General features: G+C 67.2%; 17 protein-coding genes. 6 read left to right on the top strand and 11 right to left on the bottom strand.

All coding sequences use genetic code 11. The features are described from left to right. Nucleotides 1–103 precede the first annotated feature (103 nt). Nucleotides 104–814 (bottom strand): sirohydrochlorin chelatase, encoded by a 711-nt coding sequence (locus ACQCSY_RS13610; protein WP_427129548.1) that lies wholly within the window; start codon nt 812–814, stop codon nt 104–106. Between the two features lie 61 nt (nt 815–875). Here ACQCSY_RS13610 and ACQCSY_RS13605 point away from each other — a divergent pair, with 61 nt between their 5' ends. Together ACQCSY_RS13605 and ACQCSY_RS13600 are read left to right on the top strand one after the other, a co-directional pair. Then, entirely contained in the window at nt 876–1547 is a 672-nt protein-coding gene (locus ACQCSY_RS13605) for a trimeric intracellular cation channel family protein (protein WP_427129546.1), read from the top strand. 13 nt (nt 1548–1560) lie between these two features. Then, nucleotides 1561–1989 carry a hypothetical protein gene (locus ACQCSY_RS13600; RefSeq protein ID WP_427129545.1) on the top strand — a complete coding sequence of 143 codons (429 nt, stop codon included), beginning with the start codon at nt 1561–1563 and terminating at the stop codon, nt 1987–1989. 123 nt (nt 1990–2112) lie between these two features. Here ACQCSY_RS13600 and ACQCSY_RS13595 read toward each other — a convergent pair whose 3' ends face one another. The 4 genes from ACQCSY_RS13595 to ACQCSY_RS13580 form a co-directional block, all read right to left on the bottom strand. Next, on the bottom strand, nt 2113–2949 hold the full coding sequence (locus ACQCSY_RS13595; protein ID WP_427129543.1) for an endonuclease domain-containing protein: 837 nt from the start codon (nt 2947–2949) through the stop codon (nt 2113–2115). A 414-nt stretch (nt 2950–3363) separates the two neighbouring features. Then, nucleotides 3364–4464 carry a polyprenyl synthetase family protein gene (locus ACQCSY_RS13590; protein WP_427129541.1) on the bottom strand — a complete coding sequence of 367 codons (1101 nt, stop codon included), beginning with the start codon at nt 4462–4464 and terminating at the stop codon, nt 3364–3366. Further along, nucleotides 4461–5807, bottom strand: coding sequence for a geranylgeranyl reductase family protein (locus tag ACQCSY_RS13585; RefSeq protein WP_427129539.1), 1347 nt, complete (start codon nt 5805–5807; stop codon nt 4461–4463). Before ACQCSY_RS13585 ends, ACQCSY_RS13590 begins: the two co-directional genes overlap by 4 nt. Before the next feature lie 12 nt (nt 5808–5819). Continuing rightward, a complete protein-coding gene (locus ACQCSY_RS13580; RefSeq protein ID WP_427135827.1) occupies nt 5820–6602 on the bottom strand; it encodes a demethylmenaquinone methyltransferase in 783 nt (260 codons plus the stop codon). 209 nt (nt 6603–6811) lie between these two features. Here ACQCSY_RS13580 and ACQCSY_RS13575 point away from each other — a divergent pair, with 209 nt between their 5' ends. The 4 genes from ACQCSY_RS13575 to ACQCSY_RS13560 all read left to right on the top strand — a co-directional run bounded on the left by ACQCSY_RS13575 (nt 6812) and on the right by ACQCSY_RS13560 (nt 11092). After that, complete coding sequence (locus tag ACQCSY_RS13575; RefSeq protein WP_427129537.1) at nt 6812–8197, top strand: isochorismate synthase; 1386 nt, start codon at nt 6812–6814, stop codon at nt 8195–8197. Between the two features lie 161 nt (nt 8198–8358). Beyond that, nucleotides 8359–9312, top strand: coding sequence for an ABC transporter substrate-binding protein (locus ACQCSY_RS13570; RefSeq protein WP_427129535.1), 954 nt, complete (start codon nt 8359–8361; stop codon nt 9310–9312). Nucleotides 9313–9347: 35 nt separating this feature from the next. Further along, entirely contained in the window at nt 9348–10319 is a 972-nt protein-coding gene (locus tag ACQCSY_RS13565; RefSeq protein ID WP_427129533.1) for an amino acid ABC transporter permease, read from the top strand. Continuing rightward, the gene (locus ACQCSY_RS13560) at nt 10316–11092 is read left to right on the top strand and encodes an amino acid ABC transporter ATP-binding protein (RefSeq protein ID WP_427129531.1); all 777 of its coding nucleotides are present in this window, start codon (nt 10316–10318) and stop codon (nt 11090–11092) included. Before ACQCSY_RS13565 ends, ACQCSY_RS13560 begins: the two co-directional genes overlap by 4 nt. Before the next feature lie 106 nt (nt 11093–11198). Here the strand turns inward: ACQCSY_RS13560 and ACQCSY_RS13555 are convergent, their stop codons facing one another. The 6 genes from ACQCSY_RS13555 to ACQCSY_RS13530 form a co-directional block, all read right to left on the bottom strand. Next, entirely contained in the window at nt 11199–12149 is a 951-nt protein-coding gene (locus tag ACQCSY_RS13555; RefSeq protein WP_427129529.1) for a type IV toxin-antitoxin system AbiEi family antitoxin domain-containing protein, read from the bottom strand. Between the two features lie 181 nt (nt 12150–12330). Continuing rightward, the gene (gene menD, locus ACQCSY_RS13550) at nt 12331–14067 is read right to left on the bottom strand and encodes a 2-succinyl-5-enolpyruvyl-6-hydroxy-3-cyclohexene-1-carboxylic-acid synthase (protein WP_427129528.1); all 1737 of its coding nucleotides are present in this window, start codon (nt 14065–14067) and stop codon (nt 12331–12333) included. Beyond that, nucleotides 14064–15875, bottom strand: coding sequence for an arginine--tRNA ligase (gene argS / locus ACQCSY_RS13545; protein WP_427129526.1), 1812 nt, complete (start codon nt 15873–15875; stop codon nt 14064–14066). The genes menD and argS overlap by 4 nt, the downstream gene beginning before the upstream one ends. 97 nt (nt 15876–15972) lie before the next feature. Then, nucleotides 15973–18066, bottom strand: coding sequence for a PhoX family protein (locus ACQCSY_RS13540; RefSeq protein WP_427129525.1), 2094 nt, complete (start codon nt 18064–18066; stop codon nt 15973–15975). A gap of 312 nt (nt 18067–18378) precedes the next feature. After that, nucleotides 18379–19176 carry a class E sortase gene (locus tag ACQCSY_RS13535; protein ID WP_427129523.1) on the bottom strand — a complete coding sequence of 266 codons (798 nt, stop codon included), beginning with the start codon at nt 19174–19176 and terminating at the stop codon, nt 18379–18381. An 86-nt stretch (nt 19177–19262) separates the two neighbouring features. After that, the gene (locus tag ACQCSY_RS13530; RefSeq protein WP_427135825.1) at nt 19263–19703 is read right to left on the bottom strand and encodes a DUF6993 domain-containing protein; all 441 of its coding nucleotides are present in this window, start codon (nt 19701–19703) and stop codon (nt 19263–19265) included.

The following is a 19703-nucleotide window of genomic DNA, read 5'->3' as shown; positions in this document are numbered from 1 at the left end:
TCACCTAGGGAAACATTTCGTCACGAACCGCCGGAAAGCCTTGAAGAAGCAGGGCTGCTGTGCATCGGCGAGGCCGCTCGGCCCGGCCGCTCAGGCCCGTCCGTCAGGCCCGAACCGCGAGGGCCGCGTCGTAGCGTTCCAGGGCGATCTCGGCGAGCACCGGCGAGGGCAACAGCGGCGCCGTGACCAGGTCAGCGCCGGCCTTGGCCAGCTGGTCGTGGAAGAAGCCCGGTGCCAGCAAGTAGGAGGCGATGACCACCTTCCCTTGCGGCCCCGCAGCGACCAGAGCCCCCTCCTCTCGCAGCGCCGCCACGGCGTCGGGGACCGAGGGCTTGGCCGAGGCACCGTAGCCGGGCACGATCCGGTTGGGCCGCAGCGCCCGCAGCTGGTCGGCGAGCGCCTCGACGTTCCGTGACGCGTTGGGGTCGGAGGAACCGGCGGCGGCGAGCACCACGGCGTCGTCCTCCGTCACGCCGGCTTCCCGGAGACGCCGGTCCAGCAGGGACGCGAGCCGCGGGTCCGGACCCAGCGGGGCGGCCGCGAAAGTGTCCGGCCGGCTCTTGACGGCCCGGGCGATGTCCACCTTGACGTGGTACCCGACGCTCAGCAGCAAAGGCACCACGACGGCGGACTCCCCCGCCGGAAGGCCCGTCACGACGGCCGGCAGCTCGGGATCCTGCACGTCGACATAGGCCTCGCGGACGTCCAGTCCGGGCCGCAGGGCGGCGATGCCGTCCCGGAGCGCGTTCACCTCCGCGGCGCCGAGCGAGCTGGACGTGCCGTGGGCGCAGGCGATCAGGATGGGGCTATTCATAGGGGCTAGCGTAACGTTGGAGCCGCCCCATCCGCCCCCTTGATCTCGACCGGGACGCCCCATGACCTTCTCCTTTAGCCTTGTCCTGGTCTGGCTGGACCTGGCCGGCGTCTTCTTCTTCGCCGTCTCCGGTTCGCTGCTCGCGGCGCGGAAGCAGTTCGACATCATCGGCTCGCTGCTCCTGGCCTCTGTGGTCAGCCTGGGCGGCGGCGTCATCAGGGACATCATCATCAGTGCCGGGCCGCCCGCGGCCTTCACCAATCCGGCCTACCTTGCCCCGCCGCTCCTCGCCGCGGTGCTCGTGTATTTCCTGTTCTCCAGCGTCCAGCGCTTCACCTCGCTCCTGGTCCTGTTCGACGCCGGCGGCCTGGCCCTGTTCTGCATCACCGGCACGCTCAAGGCACTGTCCGCGGGGATGAACCCCGTTGCGGCCGTCCTGCTGGGGGTCACGACGGCGGTGGGCGGCGGCCTGTTGCGGGACATCACCGCCAATGAGGTGCCCCAGCTGTTCGACCCCAGGGATCTCTATGCCCTCCCTGCGTTCGCCGGGGCGGCCCTGACGGCGGTCCTGTCGCTCTCGGGCAGCTTCACCGCGCTGACCGCGAGTGCCGTGTCCGCCGTGGTTTTCGCCTTCCGCGTCACGGCCTGGCGGCGTCACTGGCATGTTCCGCTGGCGGTCCGCGGCTGGCACCGCCTCGGCCTGGACACGGCGGAAACCGGCACCCGGGATTAGCTAGGATAAGAGCATGACTGACATGTTCCTCGAGAAATTCCGCGCGCTTGTCCCGAAGTATCTCGAAGACGAATGGCAGGATGAGGACGGACTCGCGGCCGACGAGCTCGATGCGGCCCTCACCGAGCACCAGTTCCAGGTGCCGCTGGTCCTGAAGGAGTTCTATTTGGCCCTCGGCGGCTGCGAAGACCTCATGGAGGCCTACCACTACTTCTGGGACCCCGAAGAGCTCGAAGTGGATGACGAAGGCTTCCTGATGTTTCTCGAGGACGAGGAAGAACAGTTCACCTGGGGCTTCCGCGTCGGCGATCTGGGGGTGCCGGATCCCATCGTATGGCGCCGCAACAACGCCCGTGGCCAGTGGAAGAGCGAAGAAGGGACTTTCTCCGAGTTCGTCTTCGACATGTTCGAGTGGGCCTTCAACGACGAAGACGAGGACTAACTGCCGTCCTCGTGAGCGGAGCCGCTCCCAGCGGGGGCACTTTGACTCGGACACGCCGTGCTTTGCCCGGGGCTTGCAGCGCTAGGCCTTCAGAGTAGCCCCGGACGGCGGCCGCCAAGCTGCTCAGGGATGGAACGCTCCCTTATGCCGCTGCTCCAGCACCGCCAGGACTTCCGCCACCATCCGCTCGGGGTGGTGGACGACGTCGTCATAGCCGAACCTGAGCACCAGGTAGCCCCCGGCCACGGAGGCGTTGTTGCGGCGCCGGTCCTTCTTGACCTGATGCGGTTCCAGATGCGACCCGCCATCAGTCTCCACGACGAGGCACTCTTCAATCAGGAAGTCCACCTCCCCCACGCCGGGAATCTCGACATGCCGGCGTAGCGAGAGACCGGCCCGCTGGAATGCAACATTGGCCAGGACTTCCAGCAGGGAATCGGCACGCGGGATGACCAGCTCCAACACGGACCTGGCCCGGCCGTTCCGGTTGCCGCCCAGCTGGCTGCGCACGAATTCGAGGCTGATGTCGCCCCGGCCGACAGCGCACTGGATCATCACCAGGGCCTGCAGTTCCGGCAGGCAATGCACGGCATGGACCAGCACATCGGCCAGCCCCGCCACCGGCAGCCAGGGCTGGCCGGGGTGACGACAGCGGCCGTGGGACACCGCACCCGCCGGAGCGGATCGATGCCCGACGCAAAGGTGCAGGTCTTGCCCGGGAACTAGTGTCCACAAACCGTAGGTGGGCGCCGCCGACAGGCATGTCAGCAGGCCCCGCAGCTCAAGTGCGGCGCGATAGTCCGTCGCTTCCTTGGCCAGCGAATGATGCCCGCGCCGGATCCTGATGATCGTGCATGCGGCGAGGGCAACGTCGATGTCGCGGCGGCTGAATCCGGCACCTATAATTCCCGCGGTGCCGGCTGATCCGCCCCGAGCGGACAGGAAAGCGGTTAGTTTCATTCCCCCAAGCTGCCCTGTGCACCGCGCAGTGAGTGGACCGTATCCGTGCCATGTGGACATCTTTGGGCAATCGTGGACAACAAGCCGCGCCCTCCCGGGGCACTTTGACACGGACACGCCGTCGCAGACCCATTGGAAGACTCAGATCAGGCCCAAAGCCGCCCCGGACGGGCGCCCCTCGTCACAAGAAATCCTGTGACAACCAATTTACAAAAACGCTAGACACTGTGACGTTGCTGTCATAAGCTCATTTTTGGGCTCACCAAATGACTCCTGTGGACCTGATGCGAACGGAGAAATGGCCCCGGTTCGGCACAACGGATGACTCGACACGTTGTGAGGAACCGGGGCCATTCCGTTTAGCAATGAGCTAAACAATGTGCAAACCGGGGCGGCAAGCAGGCGGGAACCTAGCTAGCTGCTGCGATCCACCACGGCCCGCGCAAAGCTGGTCAGCGAGGACTTCACCACGCCCTCGGGCAGCGGGACCAGGGCGGCGATGGCCTCGTCGGCCCAGGCACGTGCCACAACCCAGGACTGAGCGGTGACGGGATGTTCCCGCAAGCCGGCCACGGCGGCCGCCAGGGCCTCGTCCGAGCTGAGGTCGCCGTCGATCAGCTTCAGGAGTTCGACGGCGGACTGGTCGCCATCGCGGGCGGCGTTGCGCAGCAGCAGCACCGGCAGGGTCGGCACACCCTCACGCAGGTCAGTGCCCGGGGACTTGCCGGACTTGACCTTGATCCCGGTGACATCGATGACGTCGTCGGCCAGCTGGAAGGCCACACCCACCTTCTCGCCGTACTCGACCAGGAGGGCTTCGTACGCCTCGTCGGCGCCGGAGAAGATCGCGCCGAGCTGGCCGGAGGCCGCCACGAGCGAGCCGGTCTTGTCCGCGATGACAGAGAGGTAGTGCTCCACCGGATCCTCGTCCGGCCGCGGGCCCACGGTCTCGTGCAGCTGACCCAGGCACAGCCGCTCGAAAGTGCGGGCCTGGATGCCGAGCGCGCGGGACCCGAGCTCCGAGACCAGGATCGAAGCCCTGGCGAAGATCAGATCGCCGGTGAGGACAGCCACGGAGTTGCCCCAGACCTCGTGGGCCGTCGGGGCGCCGCGGCGGAACGGAGCGGAGTCCATGACGTCGTCGTGGTACAGCGTCGCGAGGTGTGTCAATTCAACGACGACGGCGGCCTGCACCACGGCGGGCAGCGAGGCGTCGCCGAGGTGGGCGCAGAGCAGCGTCAGCAGCGGCCGGATGCGTTTGCCGCCGGCTTCCACGAGGTGACGCGACGTTGCGTCCGCCAGCGGATCGGAGTTGGCGATGGCTTCGCGCAGCTTCTTCTCGACGCGCGCCAGGTTGGTGGTGATCGCGGGGCCGAGATCGGGGTCCCCCGCAATGGCCGCGAAGCCAGCCGGCAGCTGGAGTCCGGTGGCGATGGCGGTGGTATTGAGGTCGGGTTCAGAGCTCGGCAGGCCGTGTCCGGCGTGCGTCCAGCTTTGGTCTGCAGAGTTGGTCACGGGTTAACCCTAACTTTTGTTGCGGAAACCGCGGACTTGTAGCTGGAAGGGGGCACGGAAGTGTTGGACGTGGCAGGCACCAGCGCCTCCAGGATCCGGATCACCCTGTCCTCGAAACCCATCGCGGAGGCATCCGTGGCGTTGGCCATCAGCCGGACCACAAAACGCATCAGTGCAGGGAACGGCATGCCGGTCCGGACCGCGAGCTTCATCACGGAAGGCCTGCCGATCGCCGAGACAAAGGCGCGGCCGAGGGTGAAGTGGCTCCCCCACTGCCCGCGTACGTAGTCCGCGTACCGGGAGAAGTGGGCGTCGGCGTCGGCCGCTAGACGCCAGGCACCGGCGCGCTCCCGGGCGTCGCCGTCGATGATGAACTCGGCCGCATAGCGGGCGGACTCCATGGCGTAGGAGATGCCCTCGCCGTTGAACGGGGACACCATCCCGCCGGCGTCGCCCATAAGCAGCAGGCCAGGGGAGTAGTGCGGGGTGCGGTTGAAGCCCATCGGCAGGGCGGCGCCGCGGATCTCTCCCACCTGGTTTTCGGGCGTGAAGCCCCATTCGGGCGGCATGCCGGCGGTCCAGTCCCGGAGGACGTGCTTGTAGTCGAGCTTGCCGAATTCCTTCGAGGAGTTCAGGACGCCCAGGCCCACGTTGGAAGTGCCGTCGCCGACGCCGAACACCCAGCCGTAGCCGGGCAGCAGATTGCCGTCCCTGCCGGGCAGTTCCAGCCAGCCTTCCAGCCAGTCGTCGTCGTGCCGGGGCGACGTGAAATACGTTCGCACGGCCACACCCAGCGGCCGGTCGTCCCGTTTCTGGATGCCCAGCGAGACGGCGGTCCGGCTTGAGTTTCCGTCCGCGGCGAGGACGACGTCGGCGGTGAAGTCGCGCGTCTGCCCCGTCTTGCGGCCGGACTCGTCCAGCAGTGCGGCCCGGACCCCGGTCACGCGTCCGTCTTCGGAGCGCAGCGCTTCGGTGACGCTGTGACGTTCCAGCAGGACGGCGCCCGCGGACTCGGCATGGCGGGCGAGTTCCTCGTCGAAGCCCAGCCGCGTGCGGACCAAGCCATACTGCGGATAGTCCGCCATCTCGGGCCAGGGAAGTTCAATGGTGCGTCCGCGGGCAATCAAGCGCAGGCCCTTGTTGCGCCGATACCCGTCTTCCTCGGAATGCGGGAGGCCGAGCTTCTGGATCTCGCGGACTGCGCGCGGGGTGAGCCCGTCCCCACAGACCTTCTCGCGCGGGAAGCCGGTCTTCTCCAGCACCGTGACATCGATGCCGGCCTTGGCGAGATAGTAGGCGGCGGTGGACCCTGCGGGGCCTGCGCCGACGATAAGTACGTTCACGGCAACCTTCGGCTAACGCGCGGGCCGGGTGATGTTGCGCCGCAGCTTGGCCACGGGTCCGGAGTGCGCGGCCAGTGCTGCGGTGCCCGCGGCGGGGCCCGCCTGCGGCTTCTGGGCGCGGTGCACAGCGACGATGCCGCCGCTGAGGTTCCGGTAGGTGACGCTCTCCCAGCCGGCTTCCTGCAGCCAGGCGGCCAGGTGGTCCTGGTCCGGCCATGCGCGGATGGACTCGGCGAGATAGACATACGCGTCCGGGTTGGAGGAGACTTTGACGGCCATGGCCGGCAGGGCCCGCATGAGGTACTCGGTGTACATGGTGCGCCACAGCGGCACCACGGGCTGGGAGAACTCGGCGATGACCAGCTTGCCGCCGGGCTTGGTGACCCGCAGCATCTCGGCGAGGGCCTTCTTGGGCTCGTTGACGTTGCGCAGGCCGAAGGAGATCGTGCTGGCGTCAAAGGTGTTGTCGGCGAAGGGCAGGCGGGTGGCGTCCCCGGCAATGAAATCGATGTCCGGGCGGCGGCGCTTGCCGACCTTGAGCATGCCGAGGGAGAAATCGCAGGCGATGACATCGATGCCGGCATCGGCATACGGCTCGCTGGAGGTTCCGGTGCCGGCGGCGAGGTCCAACACGCGCTGGCCCGCCTTCACGTCCATGGCCTCGACCACGATCCGGCGCCAGCGGCGCGTCTGTCCCATGGACAGGACATCGTTCACGACGTCATATTTCGGGGCCACGTCGTCAAACATGGTGGCTACTTCGTCCGGACGCTTTTCCAAGGATGCTCGGTTCACCATGACATTGTCTCAGACAAATTTGAGAAGCACTTTCGATGAGCCCGTGGTGCGGTCGGCCGCCGCCGCGAATGCCTCCGCAACGTCCCCGCGTCGAAGGCATGAGTGAGCAGAGGTTCCACGTCCAGGCCATCCGCCAGGTATTCCAAAGCAGTGGTCAATTCCCCCGCAAAGGAAGTCATGCCGCGCGGGAGTAGTGTTGTCTCATCATGACGAGCGCGTTCCGTACCTTGACAGTCCCCCTTGATGCAGAATCATTCCCCGGGGGGCTGCCGTCGTTTCTGGTCCGTGACGATGTCCTCTGCTGGACACGCCGCGAAGCCGGCCTGGTGGGCTTCGGCGAGATCGCGCGCTTCGCCGCCACCGGCCCCGAACGCTTCCTCGAAGCGGACATCTGGTGGCGCCATCTGGTCCTCGAGGCAGAGATCGAGGACGCCGTGGAATGCCCCGGCACCGGCCCCGTGGCCTTCGGCTCCTTCGCCTTTTCCAAGGTTTCCGATCATGAGTCCCGGCTGATCGTCCCGGAAATCGTCGTGGGGCTCCGTGACGGCAAGGCCTGGCTCACCCAGTTGACGTTCGACGACGGCGACCTCACCGAGGCGGGTGCCCGCGCCGCCCTGAAGCGCAGGATGGAAGGGCGCTGGCTGGCGGGCCGCCAGTTGGACGCCGCCGTTGGCGGCGCCGCGGAGGCGGGATCCGGCGTCGAACTCCTGGCACGGGAAGCGACGCTGAACACGGCCTCGCTGAACACCGGTTCGCTGAGTACCGGTTCGCTGAGTGAGGCGGACTGGATGGCGGCCGTGGCCGCGGGGGTCGCGGAGATCCGCACGGGAGCGCTGGAGAAGCTGGTGCTGGCCCGCGACATCGTCGCCACGGTGCCGGACGGCGTGAACGCCGCGGAGATCCTGCGGCAGCTGGCCGTGCGCTACCGCGAATGCTGGACCTACGGCGTGGACGGCCTGGTCGGTTCCACGCCCGAGATGCTGATCCAGGTGGAAGGCCGCACGGCGCAGGCCCGCGTCCTGGCCGGCACCCTGGACCGCCGCGACGCCGACGGGATGGCGGGCTCACCGCTGGAGTTCGCCGAGCGCGTGCTGGCCGGATCCGAGAAGCAGCGGCACGAACACGACATCGCGATCCAGTCACTCACCACGCAGCTGGCCCCGTTCTCCGAGGCGATGAACGCGCACAGCGAGCCTTTCATCCTGGAGCTTCCCAACGTGTGGCACCTGGCCTCGGATGTGAAGGCGGAGCTAACCGAGGTCGAAGGCCACGTGCCCACGTGCCTCGCCCTGATCAACGCCCTCCACCCGACCGCGGCCGTCTGCGGTACCCCCACGACCGTGGCCGGCGCCCTCATCCGGAAACTCGAGCACCTGGACCGTGGCCCCTACGCGGGCCCGGTCGGCTGGCTCGACGCGGCAGGCAACGGCGAATGGGGCATCGCCCTGCGCGGCGCGGTCATCGAATCGCCGCAGACGGTCCGGCTGTACGCGGGCTGCGGCGTCGTGGAGGGTTCGGTGCCCGAGGCCGAGCTCGCGGAGACCTGGGCGAAGTTCCGGCCGATGCTGGAATCGCTCGGCATCAGCAGCTAAAGTCCGGGATTTCAGACACTCCCCCGCGGAGAACTCTTGCATTCCGCCGCAAATAGTTATCCAATAGTGAAACTTAGTTTTCTGTGACGTACATCTCTTAGTCGGCGATACACTATGAACCGACTTAGTTACGCATCCCTACTGCAACAAAAGGTAAGAAAATGCAGATTTCCCGTTCGCTCCTGAGCAGCCCCAAGCTCAAGGCCGCCACCGTGCTCGCCATTGGCGCGCTGGCTCTCTCGGCCTGCACCAACGCCTCCGAGAAAGGCCCGTCCGGCGCGGCCTCGCCGTCCGGCAGCGCCAATGCCAGCTTTGACCCTTCCACCGTCCAGAAGGACGATGCCCTCGCAGCCCTGGTTCCCGCGGCCATCAAGTCCAAGGGCACCCTGACCGTGGGTTCGGACACCTCCTACGCCCCGGCAGAGTTCCTCGGCCCCGATGGCCAGACCCCCGTGGGCTACGACGTCGACCTCGCCAAGGCGATCGGTGCCACCCTCGGCCTGAAGGTCCAGGTGCAGACCTCTGAGTTCACCGGCATTCTTCCCGCCCTGGGACCGAAGTACGATCTCGGCATCTCCTCCTTCACCATCAACCCCGAGCGTCTCGGCGCCGTGAACATGGTCAGCTACTTCAACGCCGGCACCGCTTGGGCCGTGCAGAAGGGCAACCCGAAGAAGTTCTCCCTGGATGACATGTGCGGCAAGTCCGTCGGCGTTCAGACCGGTACCGTCCAGGAAGATCCCGATGTGGCCGGACGCAACAAGAAGTGCGCCGCGGACGGCAAGCAGCCCATCAACATCGTGACGCTCAAGACCCAGACGGATGTCACCACCCGCCTGGTCAACGGCAGCATCGACGCCATGGCATCCGACTCCCCGATCATCGGCTACGCCCTGGCCCAGACCAACGGCCAGCTCGAAAAGCTGGGCGACGTCTACGACGCGGCCCCCGAGGGCATCGCCGTGGCCAAGGCTGACACCGCCTTGGCCGACGTCATCCAGAAGACTCTCACCAAGCTCATGGAAAACGGTTCCTACAAGAAGATCCTGCAGGGCTGGGGCAACGCTGAAGGCGCCATCACCAAGTCCGAGATCAACCCGGCGGCCGGATCTTGAGTCTTCCCGCAACCGACCACACATCAGGTGCAAAGATGGAAAGCCATCAGCAAAACCATGCAACACCGGTACTGAATGAAGCAGTGCCGGTGCGGCATCCGGGCCGCTGGATCAGCGCCCTCATCATTCTCGGCGCACTAGCCCTCTTCATGCAGAGCCTGGTCACGAACCTCAACTTCCGCTGGGACATCGTGGGGACCTACATCCTTGACACCAAGGTGGTCCAGGGCGTCGGCTGGACCCTGCTCCTGACTGTTGCCTCGATGGTCCTGGCCATCGTCCTGGCCATCCTTCTTGCGTTCATGCGCCAGTCGGATAACCCGGTGTTCCGCTGGTCCAGCTGGGTCTGGGTCTGGTTCTTCCGCGGCACCCCCGTGTACACCCAGCTGATTTTCTGGGGTCTGATCTCGGTCCTGTACCCCAAGATCAGCGCCGGCGTGCCGTTCGGTCCCGAATTTTTCAGCGTGGACACCAGCGTGGTCATCACGGCCTTGGCTGGGGCCATCCTGGGCCTGGGCCTGAATGAGTCCGCCTACCTGGCGGAAATCTTCCGTGCCGGCCTCAAGTCGGTCGACCGCGGCCAGATGGAAGCCGCCGAGGCCCTGGGCATGGGCAAGACCAAGATCATGTGGCGGATCATCCTGCCGCAGGCCATGCGGGTGATCGTGCCGCCGACCGGCAACGAGACCATCGGCATGCTGAAGACCACGTCCCTGGTCCTTGCTGTGCCGTTCACCCTGGATCTGACGTTTGCCACCAACACCCTGGCAAACCGGACGTATCTGCCCGTGCCGCTGCTGATTGTGGCAGCCATTTGGTACCTCGTCATCACCAGCCTGCTGATGGTGGGCCAGCACTTCATTGAGGCCTACTACGGCAAGGGTGTGGACAATCTTGCCCCTGCCGCGATCAACCCGGCCGCCGCCAAGGCATCCGCCGCCGTGGCGCCGAGCGCCGACGCGGAACCGGCCCTGAAGATGGACTTTCCCGAGGAGGAGGCAAAGTGACGATCACCGCTGAGAAGCCGCTGGTGCGGATCGAAGGCCTTCACAAGTACTACGGCCAGCACCATGTGCTGCGCGGCATCGACCTGACCGTCAACCAGGGCGAGGTGTCCGTTGTGATCGGCCCGTCCGGTTCGGGCAAGTCCACCATGCTGCGCTGCGTGAACCTGCTGGAGACCATCAGTGCCGGACGGATTTCCGTGGGCGACCAGCTGATCGGCTACCGGGAGGTCAAGGGCAGGCTCCACGACCTCAAAACCAAGGAGATTGCCGCCCAGCGCCGCGAGATCGGCATGGTGTTCCAGCGGTTCAACCTGTTCCCGCACAAGACCGCCCTCTACAACGTCATGGAAGCACCGGTGCAGGTCAAGGGCCAGTCCCGGGATGCCGCACGGAAGAGGGCCCTTGAGCTGCTGGACCGCGTGGGACTGGCAGACCGTGCCGGCCATTACCCGTCCCAGCTTTCCGGCGGGCAGCAGCAGCGTGTTGCGATCGCCCGGGCCCTGGCCATGGACCCGGAACTCATGCTCTTCGATGAGCCCACCTCCGCGCTGGACCCGGAACTGGTGGGCGACGTCCTGAACGTCATGAAGGACCTCGCCAAGTCCGGCATGACCATGATCGTGGTGACCCACGAGATCGGCTTCGCCCGGGAAGTGGGCGACCGCCTGACGTTCATGGACGGCGGCGTGGTGGTGGAGTCCGGCGATCCCCGTGAGGTCCTCGCCAACCCGCAGCATGCCCGCACCAAGGAGTTCCTGAGCCGGGTTCTTTAGGCCCCGCCTGACGACGCGCAAGCTGCCTGATGACGCGCAAATGGTTCGGGGACACTCATATTTGGGTGTCCCCGAACCATTTGCGTTTCCCGGCGCCATGGAAGCGTCATGAGGAAGGCCGACGGCGGCGCGGCACGCCTGCCCCGGCAAGCAACTGTTCCAGAGCCCCGTTCGCCCATAGGTCGGCCCACATCCAGCGCACCACGCCCCGCCCGGTCCCCCGGATCCGGTCCTCGCGAACCTTTTCGTCAACCACAACCTGTCCGGGAGTCCGTCCACGCAGGAACTCGTCGCGCTGGTACTTGGCAGCGCCGTCGAATTCGCCAACGGTGCGGCTGCCTTCCCAATAGAAGTCCGAGTTCCCCACCCTGCCGCGTGAATCACGTATCTCGTATTGCAGCGCTGGCGGGGCAAAGCCGGACACCTGGATCAGTCCGCGGCTGTAGGACTCCCCGGGAGAGCCGGACGCGGGGTCAGCAAATTCCACAACCGCACGCACCCGTTTCTCCACGGCCGCCGGGTAGCGTCCCGGCAGCGCATCCAGGAGCTCCGCTTTACTGAGGGCCGCCAGGTCCCGGATGGGGTCGGGCTTGAGCACATGGTCCAGGGGAACGACGGCCTCGGCGAAAGGGACAAAGGCCGCGAGATCGAGGACGGTGGTGATCCGGGAGGTGACGAGGAGCCCTTCGACTTCCTGGGCTTCAATTCTGAGGGGCTCCACGAGATGCCTCCGCACTCCGGCGCGGGACCTTCCCCCGCCGCGGAATGTGGTCAGCGCGTGCACCGGTTGCGATTTCAGGATGGTGGGCATCCCCCACACCGACGCTCCGGAGTGGTGCGAGAAGATCGTGGGCGCATGGAAGGATTCGGCGGCGGCTTCAACCTTCAGCCGGTACTGCTGCCAGGAATTAAGGTTCGTCCATTGAGCCCGGTCAACGTAAACGCCGTGACGGACCCTCACGAGTCGTCCGGACTTCGCAGCGGCAGAAAGGGGCCGGGGGCTGGCGCCGATTATTGTCAGGTCCTTTGCCAGCACCAGTCGAGGAAGCTCCGCCATGGACCCATCCTGCCCTGGCCGGGGGTAACCAGCTCTCGGCAACGACGGCTATGTGGACAAAGCCAGTAGGGCGCCGGGGACTCAGATCCGGCCGGCTGACGCGCATCCGGCAACGGGACGCGCATATCTACGTGTCCTCGGAGCGGATGCGTGTCCTTGGACCGGATGCGCGTCCTGCGGACTAGGTCTGCGGAACCCCGGCCACGGCTGCGCCCACGGCGGCCCTGATGCGGCCATGCAGTTCCCTCAGCCCGTGCCGGTCCGTGTGCACCTCTATGATGCTGCGGCCCGCGACGGGCGCCGACAGCGCCTCGGCGAGTTCCGCCGTCGTGCTGACCGAGCGGTGCGCGACGCCGTACGCGGCCGCGAGTGCCGCGATGTTCACGGTGTGCGGGGTGCCGAAGAGGCGTTCGACGGCGTTCCCGTACCGGCCCGCCGCCTCGACGGCGCCGTGCTCCAGGAGCCCGAAGATGGCTCCGCCGGCGTCGTTGAGCACCACGATCCGGAGCTCGGGATCGGCCTCCCCGGCCCCGAGCAGGAGCCCGCCGGCGTCGTGCAGGAAGGTGACGTCACCCAGCAGCACGGTGGTCTGCTGGCGGCCGCCGACCGCGATTCCCGTGGCCGTCGAGATGGTGCCGTCGATCCCCGCGAGGCCCCGGTTCGCGAACACAGTGGCGTGCGGTCCGGGCGTGGGGCTGCCGGCGAGGTCGACGTCGCGGATGCCGTTGGAGGAGCCGAGCACGAGCTGCCCGCGGGCATGCTCCCAGACGAGCGCGCCCACGGACGGGCCGGTGGCCGCATCGGAACCGGCGAGCACCCGGTCCACGGCATGCTGCGCGGCGGCCCCGGCCAGGAGCCAGGAATCCAGCCAGGCCGAGGGGCCGCGGCCGGCAAAGTCGCCCAGCTGCGCCAGGTTCTCCAGCGGCAGCTCGGTGCGGCGGCCGGGTTCGTACCAGGCCACGGGAACCGGCTGGTAGAGGGCGGACGGGACATCGGCCCGCGACAGCAGTTCACTCACCGGCCGGGAGAGCGTGGGCCGGCCGAACAGGACCACACGCACGATCGGCTGGGGGGAATCCGCCCCGAACCGCTCCAGCAGCAGCCGGTAGGGTCCTACGGCATTCGGCCCGAACCGGGCGTTGGAGGAAGGCTCTGCCAGCAGGGGCAGGCCGTGTGCGCGGGCAAACGCCTCGGCCACCGGACCGGCGTCGTGCCCGGCCAGGACCACGGTGCGCCGCTCCGGCAGGCCCGCGGAAGCGGCCGGGAAATCGAGGGTCAAGGGGGTCCGGGCGGCCCGGTACACGCGGCGGCCGGCGGCGTCGGGAAGGCCCTCGCCGGGCGCCGGCACGAGGGGGTCGCGGAAGGCCAGGTTGAGCTGCACCGGTCCGGGCGGGGTGTCCTCGAACGCCCCGCTGGCGGCGCTCAGTGCGGTTTCCACGGCCCGCCGCGGGTCACTGCCCGCGGGCACGTCTACGGCGAAGCGGACATGCTCGCCGAACAGGTCCAGCTGGATGGTGGTCTGGTTGGCGCCGGTCCCGCGGAGCTCCTCGGGACGGTCCGCGGAGATGACAACGAGCGGCACGGCGGCGTGATTCGCTTCCATGACCGCCGGCAGGAGGTTCCCGACCGCGGTTCCGGAGGTCGTCAGCACGGCCGCGGGCGCGCCTGTTGCCAGGGCCAGGCCCAGGGCCGTGAACCCGGCGGAGCGTTCGTCGACCCGGACCAGCAGCTCCACCCGGCCGGCGGCGTCGGCCTCGGCCAAGGCGTAGGCCATCGGAGCGGAGCGCGAGCCGGGCGCCACGACCACATGGCGCACGCCGGCGTCCAGCAACGCGGCCACGGCGAGGCGCGCGGCGGCCACGGAGCCCAGGCCGCCGGCGCTCCGGGAATCCGAGCCCAGGGAATCCGCCGGACTCACATGTTCTCCGGCGTCTCGATGCCCAGCAGTTCCAGGCCGCCGGACAGCCGGCGAAGAACCAGGGCGCACAGGGCCAGCCGTGATTCCCGGACCGATTCCTCGGCCTTCAGCACCGGGCACTGGTCGTAGAAGGAGGTGAAAAGTTGCGCGAGCTCGAAGAGGTAACCGCAGAGCCGGTGCGGCTCGAGCAGTTCCCGCACCTTGCCCAGCGTGGCGCCGTATTCCAGGAGGTGAAGGGCGAGTGCGCGTTCGGCCGGTTCGACGACGGCGATCGCCGTCGCGGGCGCTTCGGTCCCGGCGCCGCCGTTGCCGGCAGTCCCGGCGCCGGCGTACTGCTCCAGCACGCCCGCCTTGCGCAGGATGGAGCGGATCCTCGCGGCCGCGTACTGCACGTAGGGTCCGGTGTTGCCGGTCAGGGCCAGCATGCGGTCGAAATCAAAGACGTATTCGGTGTCGTGCCCCGTGGACAAGTCGGCGTACTTGACGGCGCCGATGCCCACCTGGCGGGCCGTGACGGCGCGTTCCTCGGCGGTGAGTTCGGGGCGGCCGGCGTCAATGACAGCGCGGGCACGGTCCACGGCCTCCTCGAGCAGGGCCATCAGTTTCACGGGCGTGCCGGCACGGGACTTCAGGATCTTCCCGTCCTCGCCCAGCACGTTGCCGATCTGCACATGTGTGGCTTCCACGGTGTCCGGCAGCCAGCCGGCGTCGCGGGCCGTGGCCATGACCATCCGCAGGTGGACGTTCTGCGGGGCGCCAACCACGTAGAGGATGCGGTCGGCCTGCAGTTCCCGGACCCGGTAGCGGATAGTGGCCAGGTCCGTGGTGCCGTAGCCGTAACCGCCGTCGGACTTGCGGATGATGAGCGGCTGAGGCTGGCCGTCCCGGCCGGTGAACCCGGCGGGGAAGGTGCAGAGGGCGCCGTCGCTGATCCGGGCGATGCCGCGCTCCTCAAGCTCCTGGCACAGCTGTGCCAAATGGGCGTCGTAGGAGCTTTCGCCGGCGATGTGGTCGTCCGTGAGGCTGATCCCCAGCATGGCGTAGATGGCGTTGAAGTAGCGCTTCGACTGGGCCACGAGCCTCTGCCAGACGGCGAAGGTCTCCTCGTCGCCGCCCTGGAGCGCCACCACGCGCAGCCGCGCCCTGGTGGCGAAGCCTTCCTCGTCTCCGGCGGAGGCGTCGAACTTGGCCCGGGCCGCCTGGTAGAACGCGCTGGGATCATCCACCAGCAGTGCCGCAGCCGGGGAGTCCTCGCCGATCTCCAGCCAGTGCTCAATCAGCATGCCGAACGGCGTGCCCCAGTCGCCGATGTGGTTCTGCCGTATGACGGTGTCCCCCAGCGCCTCGAGGACCTTCACGAGGCTGTCCCCCACCACCGTGGTGCGCAGGTGGCCGACGTGCATTTCCTTGGCGACGTTCGGGGAGGAATAGTCGACGACGACGCGCCGGGCTTCCGCCGGCGGTGCGGCCCCCGCAGCGGAGGAGGCAGCCGTGGACGCGGTGGCTAACGACTCCGCGTTGAGCAACTCCTCGATCCAGGTGCCGTCGAAGGTGAGGTTGATGAAGCCCGGCCCGGAGATTTCCACCGCGGCGCAGATGCCGTCAAGGTCCAGGGCGTCCACGATCTTCCCGGCGGCCTCCCGCGGCGGCAGGCCGACTTTCTTGGCGAGCGCCATGGCGGCGTTGATCTGGATGTCCGCGAACTGGGAGGGCCTGATCACGGGGTCCGTCTCGCGGAACTCTTCGCCGAACGCGCTGGCAATAGCAGCCTGGACTCTGGGGACAACCAATTCGGCCGGATTATTCACAGTCCCAAATTATCAGTTCAGCCATCGCTCGGTTCCCGGCCAGACGATCCCCCACCTCCTGCCGTCGGAACGGCGGAAGGTGTGGGAGCGTCATTGGCTAGGAGTCGTTTCGGAACACCTGCACGACGGACGGGCGCGGAGCCCGCACCTGGCCGGGTTGCGGCGTCGAACCGGCAGCGACGTAGTCCGGGAAGTAGGAGTGCTGGTCCGCGAAGGAGCCCTCTTCACCCGGGTGCTGGACGGCAACGAACACTGTGCGGTCGTCGTCGTGAATCACCGGCCCGCAGGTTTCGGCTTCGCGGGGCACCGCGAGGAACTGCTCCACCCTTCCGCGTTCCGCGCCGTCCAGTGTCACCTTGAAGAGCCCGTCCGCGTAGCCGATGCTCGATGGCGCGCCGTCGGTGGAGATCCACAGGTTGCCCACGGAGTCGAACGCTACGTTGTCCGGGCAGGAGATCGGCGAGACCTGGTCCGCCGCGAAGCCGCTGAAATAGGTCGAGGCATTCTTGGCCGGATCACCGCAGACCATCAGCAGGTTCCAGGCGAACGTCGTGGAGGCCTGGCCGCCCGTCTCGGTGATTTCCACGACGTGGCCGTCGCGGTTCAGGTTCCGCGGAGCAACCTCCGTGGCGCCTTCCTTGCCAGGCTTGCCGCGGTCCGCGTTGTTGGTGCAGACGACGTAGACCTTGCCGGTGAGCAGGCTCGGCTGGACGTCTTCGCAGCGGTCCATCTTGGTGGGGCCCACTTTGTCGGCGGCCAGCCGGGTGTAGACCAGGACTTCCTCGACGGACATCCCGGCCACGGCCGAACTGCCGCCCACTACCAAGGGCAGCCATTCGCCGCTGCCGTCGAAGGCGCCGTCGGCGGGGAGCCTGCTCGAGCCGTCGAACTCGGCCGCCGGGGAGTCGCCGGTGAACTTCGCAACATACAGGTCGCCCTCTGCGAGGAGGGTCATGTTGTGCTTACGGTCGTCAGGTGCTGTACCGGGCCGGTATTTGTCCTTGGAAACGAACTTGTACAGGTAGTCAAAGCGCTCGTCGTCGCCCATGTAGGCCACCACGTGACCGGACTCGGCGACGATCACGTTGGCTCCCTCATGCTTGAAGCGGCCCATCGCGGAGTGCTTCCGCGGCGTGGAGGCAGGGTCGAACGGGTCCACTTCCACGATCCAGCCGAAGCGGTTGGCCTCGTTCTCGTACCCCGGGTTGCGGGTGTCGAAGCGGGGGTCGTCGAGTTCCCACTGACGCGCGGTGAGCTTGCTGGTCAGACCGTAGCGCTTGTCGGCGTCGGAGGTTCCCGGCGCCGCGAAATAGCCGTTGAAGTTTTCCTCGCCGGACAGGATGGTGCCCCACGGGGTGGTGCCGCCGGAGCAGTTGCCCAGCGTGCCTTTGATGGCCCGTCCCGTGGGATCGGCGGCCGTCGTGACCAGGGCGGAGCCGGCGGCCGGACCGTCGAGCTCGTAAGTGGTGTCGGTCAGGAAGCGCCGGTTCAGTCCGGCGCCCTGGACGTAGCTCCACGGCTGGTTCCGGTTCTGGCGCGCCAGCTCGACGACGGTGAGTCCGTGCGCTGCTGCACCGATGGCCCGCACCTCGGCGGCGGGCATCGACGCCGGGAACATGATGGCCTCGTTGGTGTATTCGTGGTTGCTGAAGAGCACCGCGCGGCGGCCCTTGCTGTCCGGGATCTCGAGGATGTCCGTGTAGTCGTTGTTGTAGCCGAACTGCCGCGCCTGGGCTGCGGCCGTCTGCTGGTTGAGATCGAAGTCCGGGGCATCGTTGAAGAGCGGATCTCCCCAGCGGATGACCGGCTGCCAGCTGAAGCCGTCCGGAACGGTCAACGCATCGACGGCGGCGTCAACGGGGGTGATGGCGGTGAACGTGAGCTTGGACTTCCCGAATCCTTCCCTGGCGGCGGAGGCAAGCCCCGGGCCGCCGTCGGCCACTGCCGTCCCGGCGGACGTCACGACGTTGCCGAAGACGACGGCGAGCGCGCCTGCCGCGCCGAAGCCCAGGGCGGCGCGGCGGGACATCGTGGCGGAGGCGATGTCCCGGAAGTAGCTGTTGGTGCTGGTGTTGCAGACCTCGCCCGAGCAGGCGTTGTCGCACTTCAGCGCGCAGGTGACGGGGCTGCGCTTGCCTTTCGTGTGGCCGAGCATGGGGAGCAGGCTGAACTTGCGGGTGGCTTCAGGCATGGGAACCTTCCAAGGGTGCGGGGTGCGGTCCCGCCCACCCTTCCAGCCGCGAGCTACGCGGACCGGTCCCCGGGGTGAAGATCCGGTGAACTCACCGCCGGAACGATGAAAGGTGAGGAAGCGTCTCAGACGGGGTCAGCAGCCCGCTTGGCACTACCCGACAGTATTTTCATTGAGGTTTGTCACGTGGGCAAACCAAGGAAAAACAACCTGGAATAGCACAACCAAGACTGCCGCGAATATCGCCAAGGAAATGGCAGTCCGCACCCACAGGGGCCCGGGGAGATTTCGGAAAAACCATGCGTACATTGTTTAGCCCTTTCCTTGCAGGTCAGCAAGCTGTTCCGCTATGGCGGCCGGCGGTCCGGCACTGAGCGGCTGCCATGAATCGAAGACGGCATAGGCGATGATGCGCTCTTGGGACCCGAAGCGCGGATTGCAGCTTGTCAGGGTCAAGATCCTTTGCCCGGGCTTGGCATCGGGCTCACCGGGCACCGGCAACAACACGTCCGTCCGATTCGGCAGGACTATTTCCTGGTTCCGATAGACGTACGTGTAGAACGCATCGGCGGTCTGGACATAGATCTTGTCGCCCGGCACAAGCGTGTGGATGTTATCGAGAACGGCTCCGTGCGTCTGGCGGTGCCCTGCCACCACAAAGTTGCCCAGTTCCCCGGGCATTGCGGTGGCCTCGTAGTGGCCCAGGCCGAGGGTGTCCAGGACGCCCTGGCTCGTTCCTTGAATGATCGGCCTGCTGTAGTCGGCACCGAGCCGGGGAATGTAGATGACTCCGATCGCCTGGCCGTGGCCCGGCGCGGTGCCCACCGGTACGGCCGAGGCCGCCGTTCCGCCGCCAGTCGCTGGCGCCGCGGGAGCTGCTGTTGTGGCGGGAGCCGGGTGCTCCTGCACGAACTGCTTCACGGCGGCACCTTGAACGGCGTCGGCTTGAACGTTGGTCCACCACAATGCCCAGGCGACAAAGAGGAGGGCTATCACTCCAACGGTCATCAGCAGTTCGCCCGCTACCTGTGCAATGAATAGCCGGCGGCCCCTGCGCGCAGGTTCCGTCTTGTCGGCAACCCTGCGGCCGCCGCCCAGCACATCAGACATACCCCTCCTCTTGCCGAGTCATCGCCGGGGTGGAAATGGCCGTAAGGCAGCACTTCGCCCTGCGAAGTAGCAAGCCGGCCAGATGGCTACCTGTCGATATTGCCAATGAAGCACCGCTCGTTCGAAAGAACCGGCAACAGGGACAATTCAAGATTTCCAGAGCGGATCTGCGCCATCACGCATTGGCCGCCACTCAGTACTCCGGCCTCCACGGCCTCCACGCTCAACCCCGTCGGTGTCCGCGAAGCGGACACCTCCACAGTAGCCGCGTCAAAGCCAGCGGCGGAAAGGGCCGCCTGCACCTGCTCTCGGCTCGGTTGCGGAGAGGAGCGTGCCACGGCTTCCAGGGCCGCCTGCACCTTTTGACGAGCGTCAGGCGCCACAGCCGTTGCGGAACCCGCAGGAGTTTCCTCGGCCCTTGCTGGCGAGGTGCTCGATGGCGATGCCGCCGCTGGTGGCCCGGGCGCTGCGCCCGTGCTGCCGGGCAACGCCGGATCAGGGTGGGCCGAACACGCGGCGGCGCCCAT

The organism is Pseudarthrobacter sp. S9 (assembly GCF_050156545.1).
Lineage (GTDB): Bacteria > Actinomycetota > Actinomycetes > Actinomycetales > Micrococcaceae > Arthrobacter.
This window is presented reverse-complemented; position numbering and strand designations above follow the sequence as displayed.

Excerpts from the sequence above, each read along its gene's own strand:
- ACQCSY_RS13610 (WP_427129548.1), bottom strand. The coding sequence starts at position 814 with ATGAATAGCCCCATCCTGATCGCCTGCGCCCACGGCACGTCCAGCTCG.
- ACQCSY_RS13605 (WP_427129546.1), top strand. The coding sequence starts at position 876 with ATGACCTTCTCCTTTAGCCTTGTCCTGGTCTGGCTGGACCTGGCCGGC.
- ACQCSY_RS13600 (WP_427129545.1), top strand. The coding sequence starts at position 1,561 with ATGACTGACATGTTCCTCGAGAAATTCCGCGCGCTTGTCCCGAAGTAT.
- ACQCSY_RS13595 (WP_427129543.1), bottom strand. The coding sequence starts at position 2,949 with ATGAAACTAACCGCTTTCCTGTCCGCTCGGGGCGGATCAGCCGGCACC.
- ACQCSY_RS13575 (WP_427129537.1), top strand. The coding sequence starts at position 6,812 with ATGACGAGCGCGTTCCGTACCTTGACAGTCCCCCTTGATGCAGAATCA.
- ACQCSY_RS13570 (WP_427129535.1), top strand. The coding sequence starts at position 8,359 with ATGCAGATTTCCCGTTCGCTCCTGAGCAGCCCCAAGCTCAAGGCCGCC.
- ACQCSY_RS13565 (WP_427129533.1), top strand. The coding sequence starts at position 9,348 with ATGGAAAGCCATCAGCAAAACCATGCAACACCGGTACTGAATGAAGCA.
- ACQCSY_RS13555 (WP_427129529.1), bottom strand. The coding sequence starts at position 12,149 with ATGGCGGAGCTTCCTCGACTGGTGCTGGCAAAGGACCTGACAATAATC.
- ACQCSY_RS13540 (WP_427129525.1), bottom strand. The coding sequence starts at position 18,066 with ATGCCTGAAGCCACCCGCAAGTTCAGCCTGCTCCCCATGCTCGGCCAC.
- ACQCSY_RS13535 (WP_427129523.1), bottom strand. The coding sequence starts at position 19,176 with ATGTCTGATGTGCTGGGCGGCGGCCGCAGGGTTGCCGACAAGACGGAA.
- ACQCSY_RS13530 (WP_427135825.1), bottom strand. The coding sequence starts at position 19,703 with ATGGGCGCCGCCGCGTGTTCGGCCCACCCTGATCCGGCGTTGCCCGGC.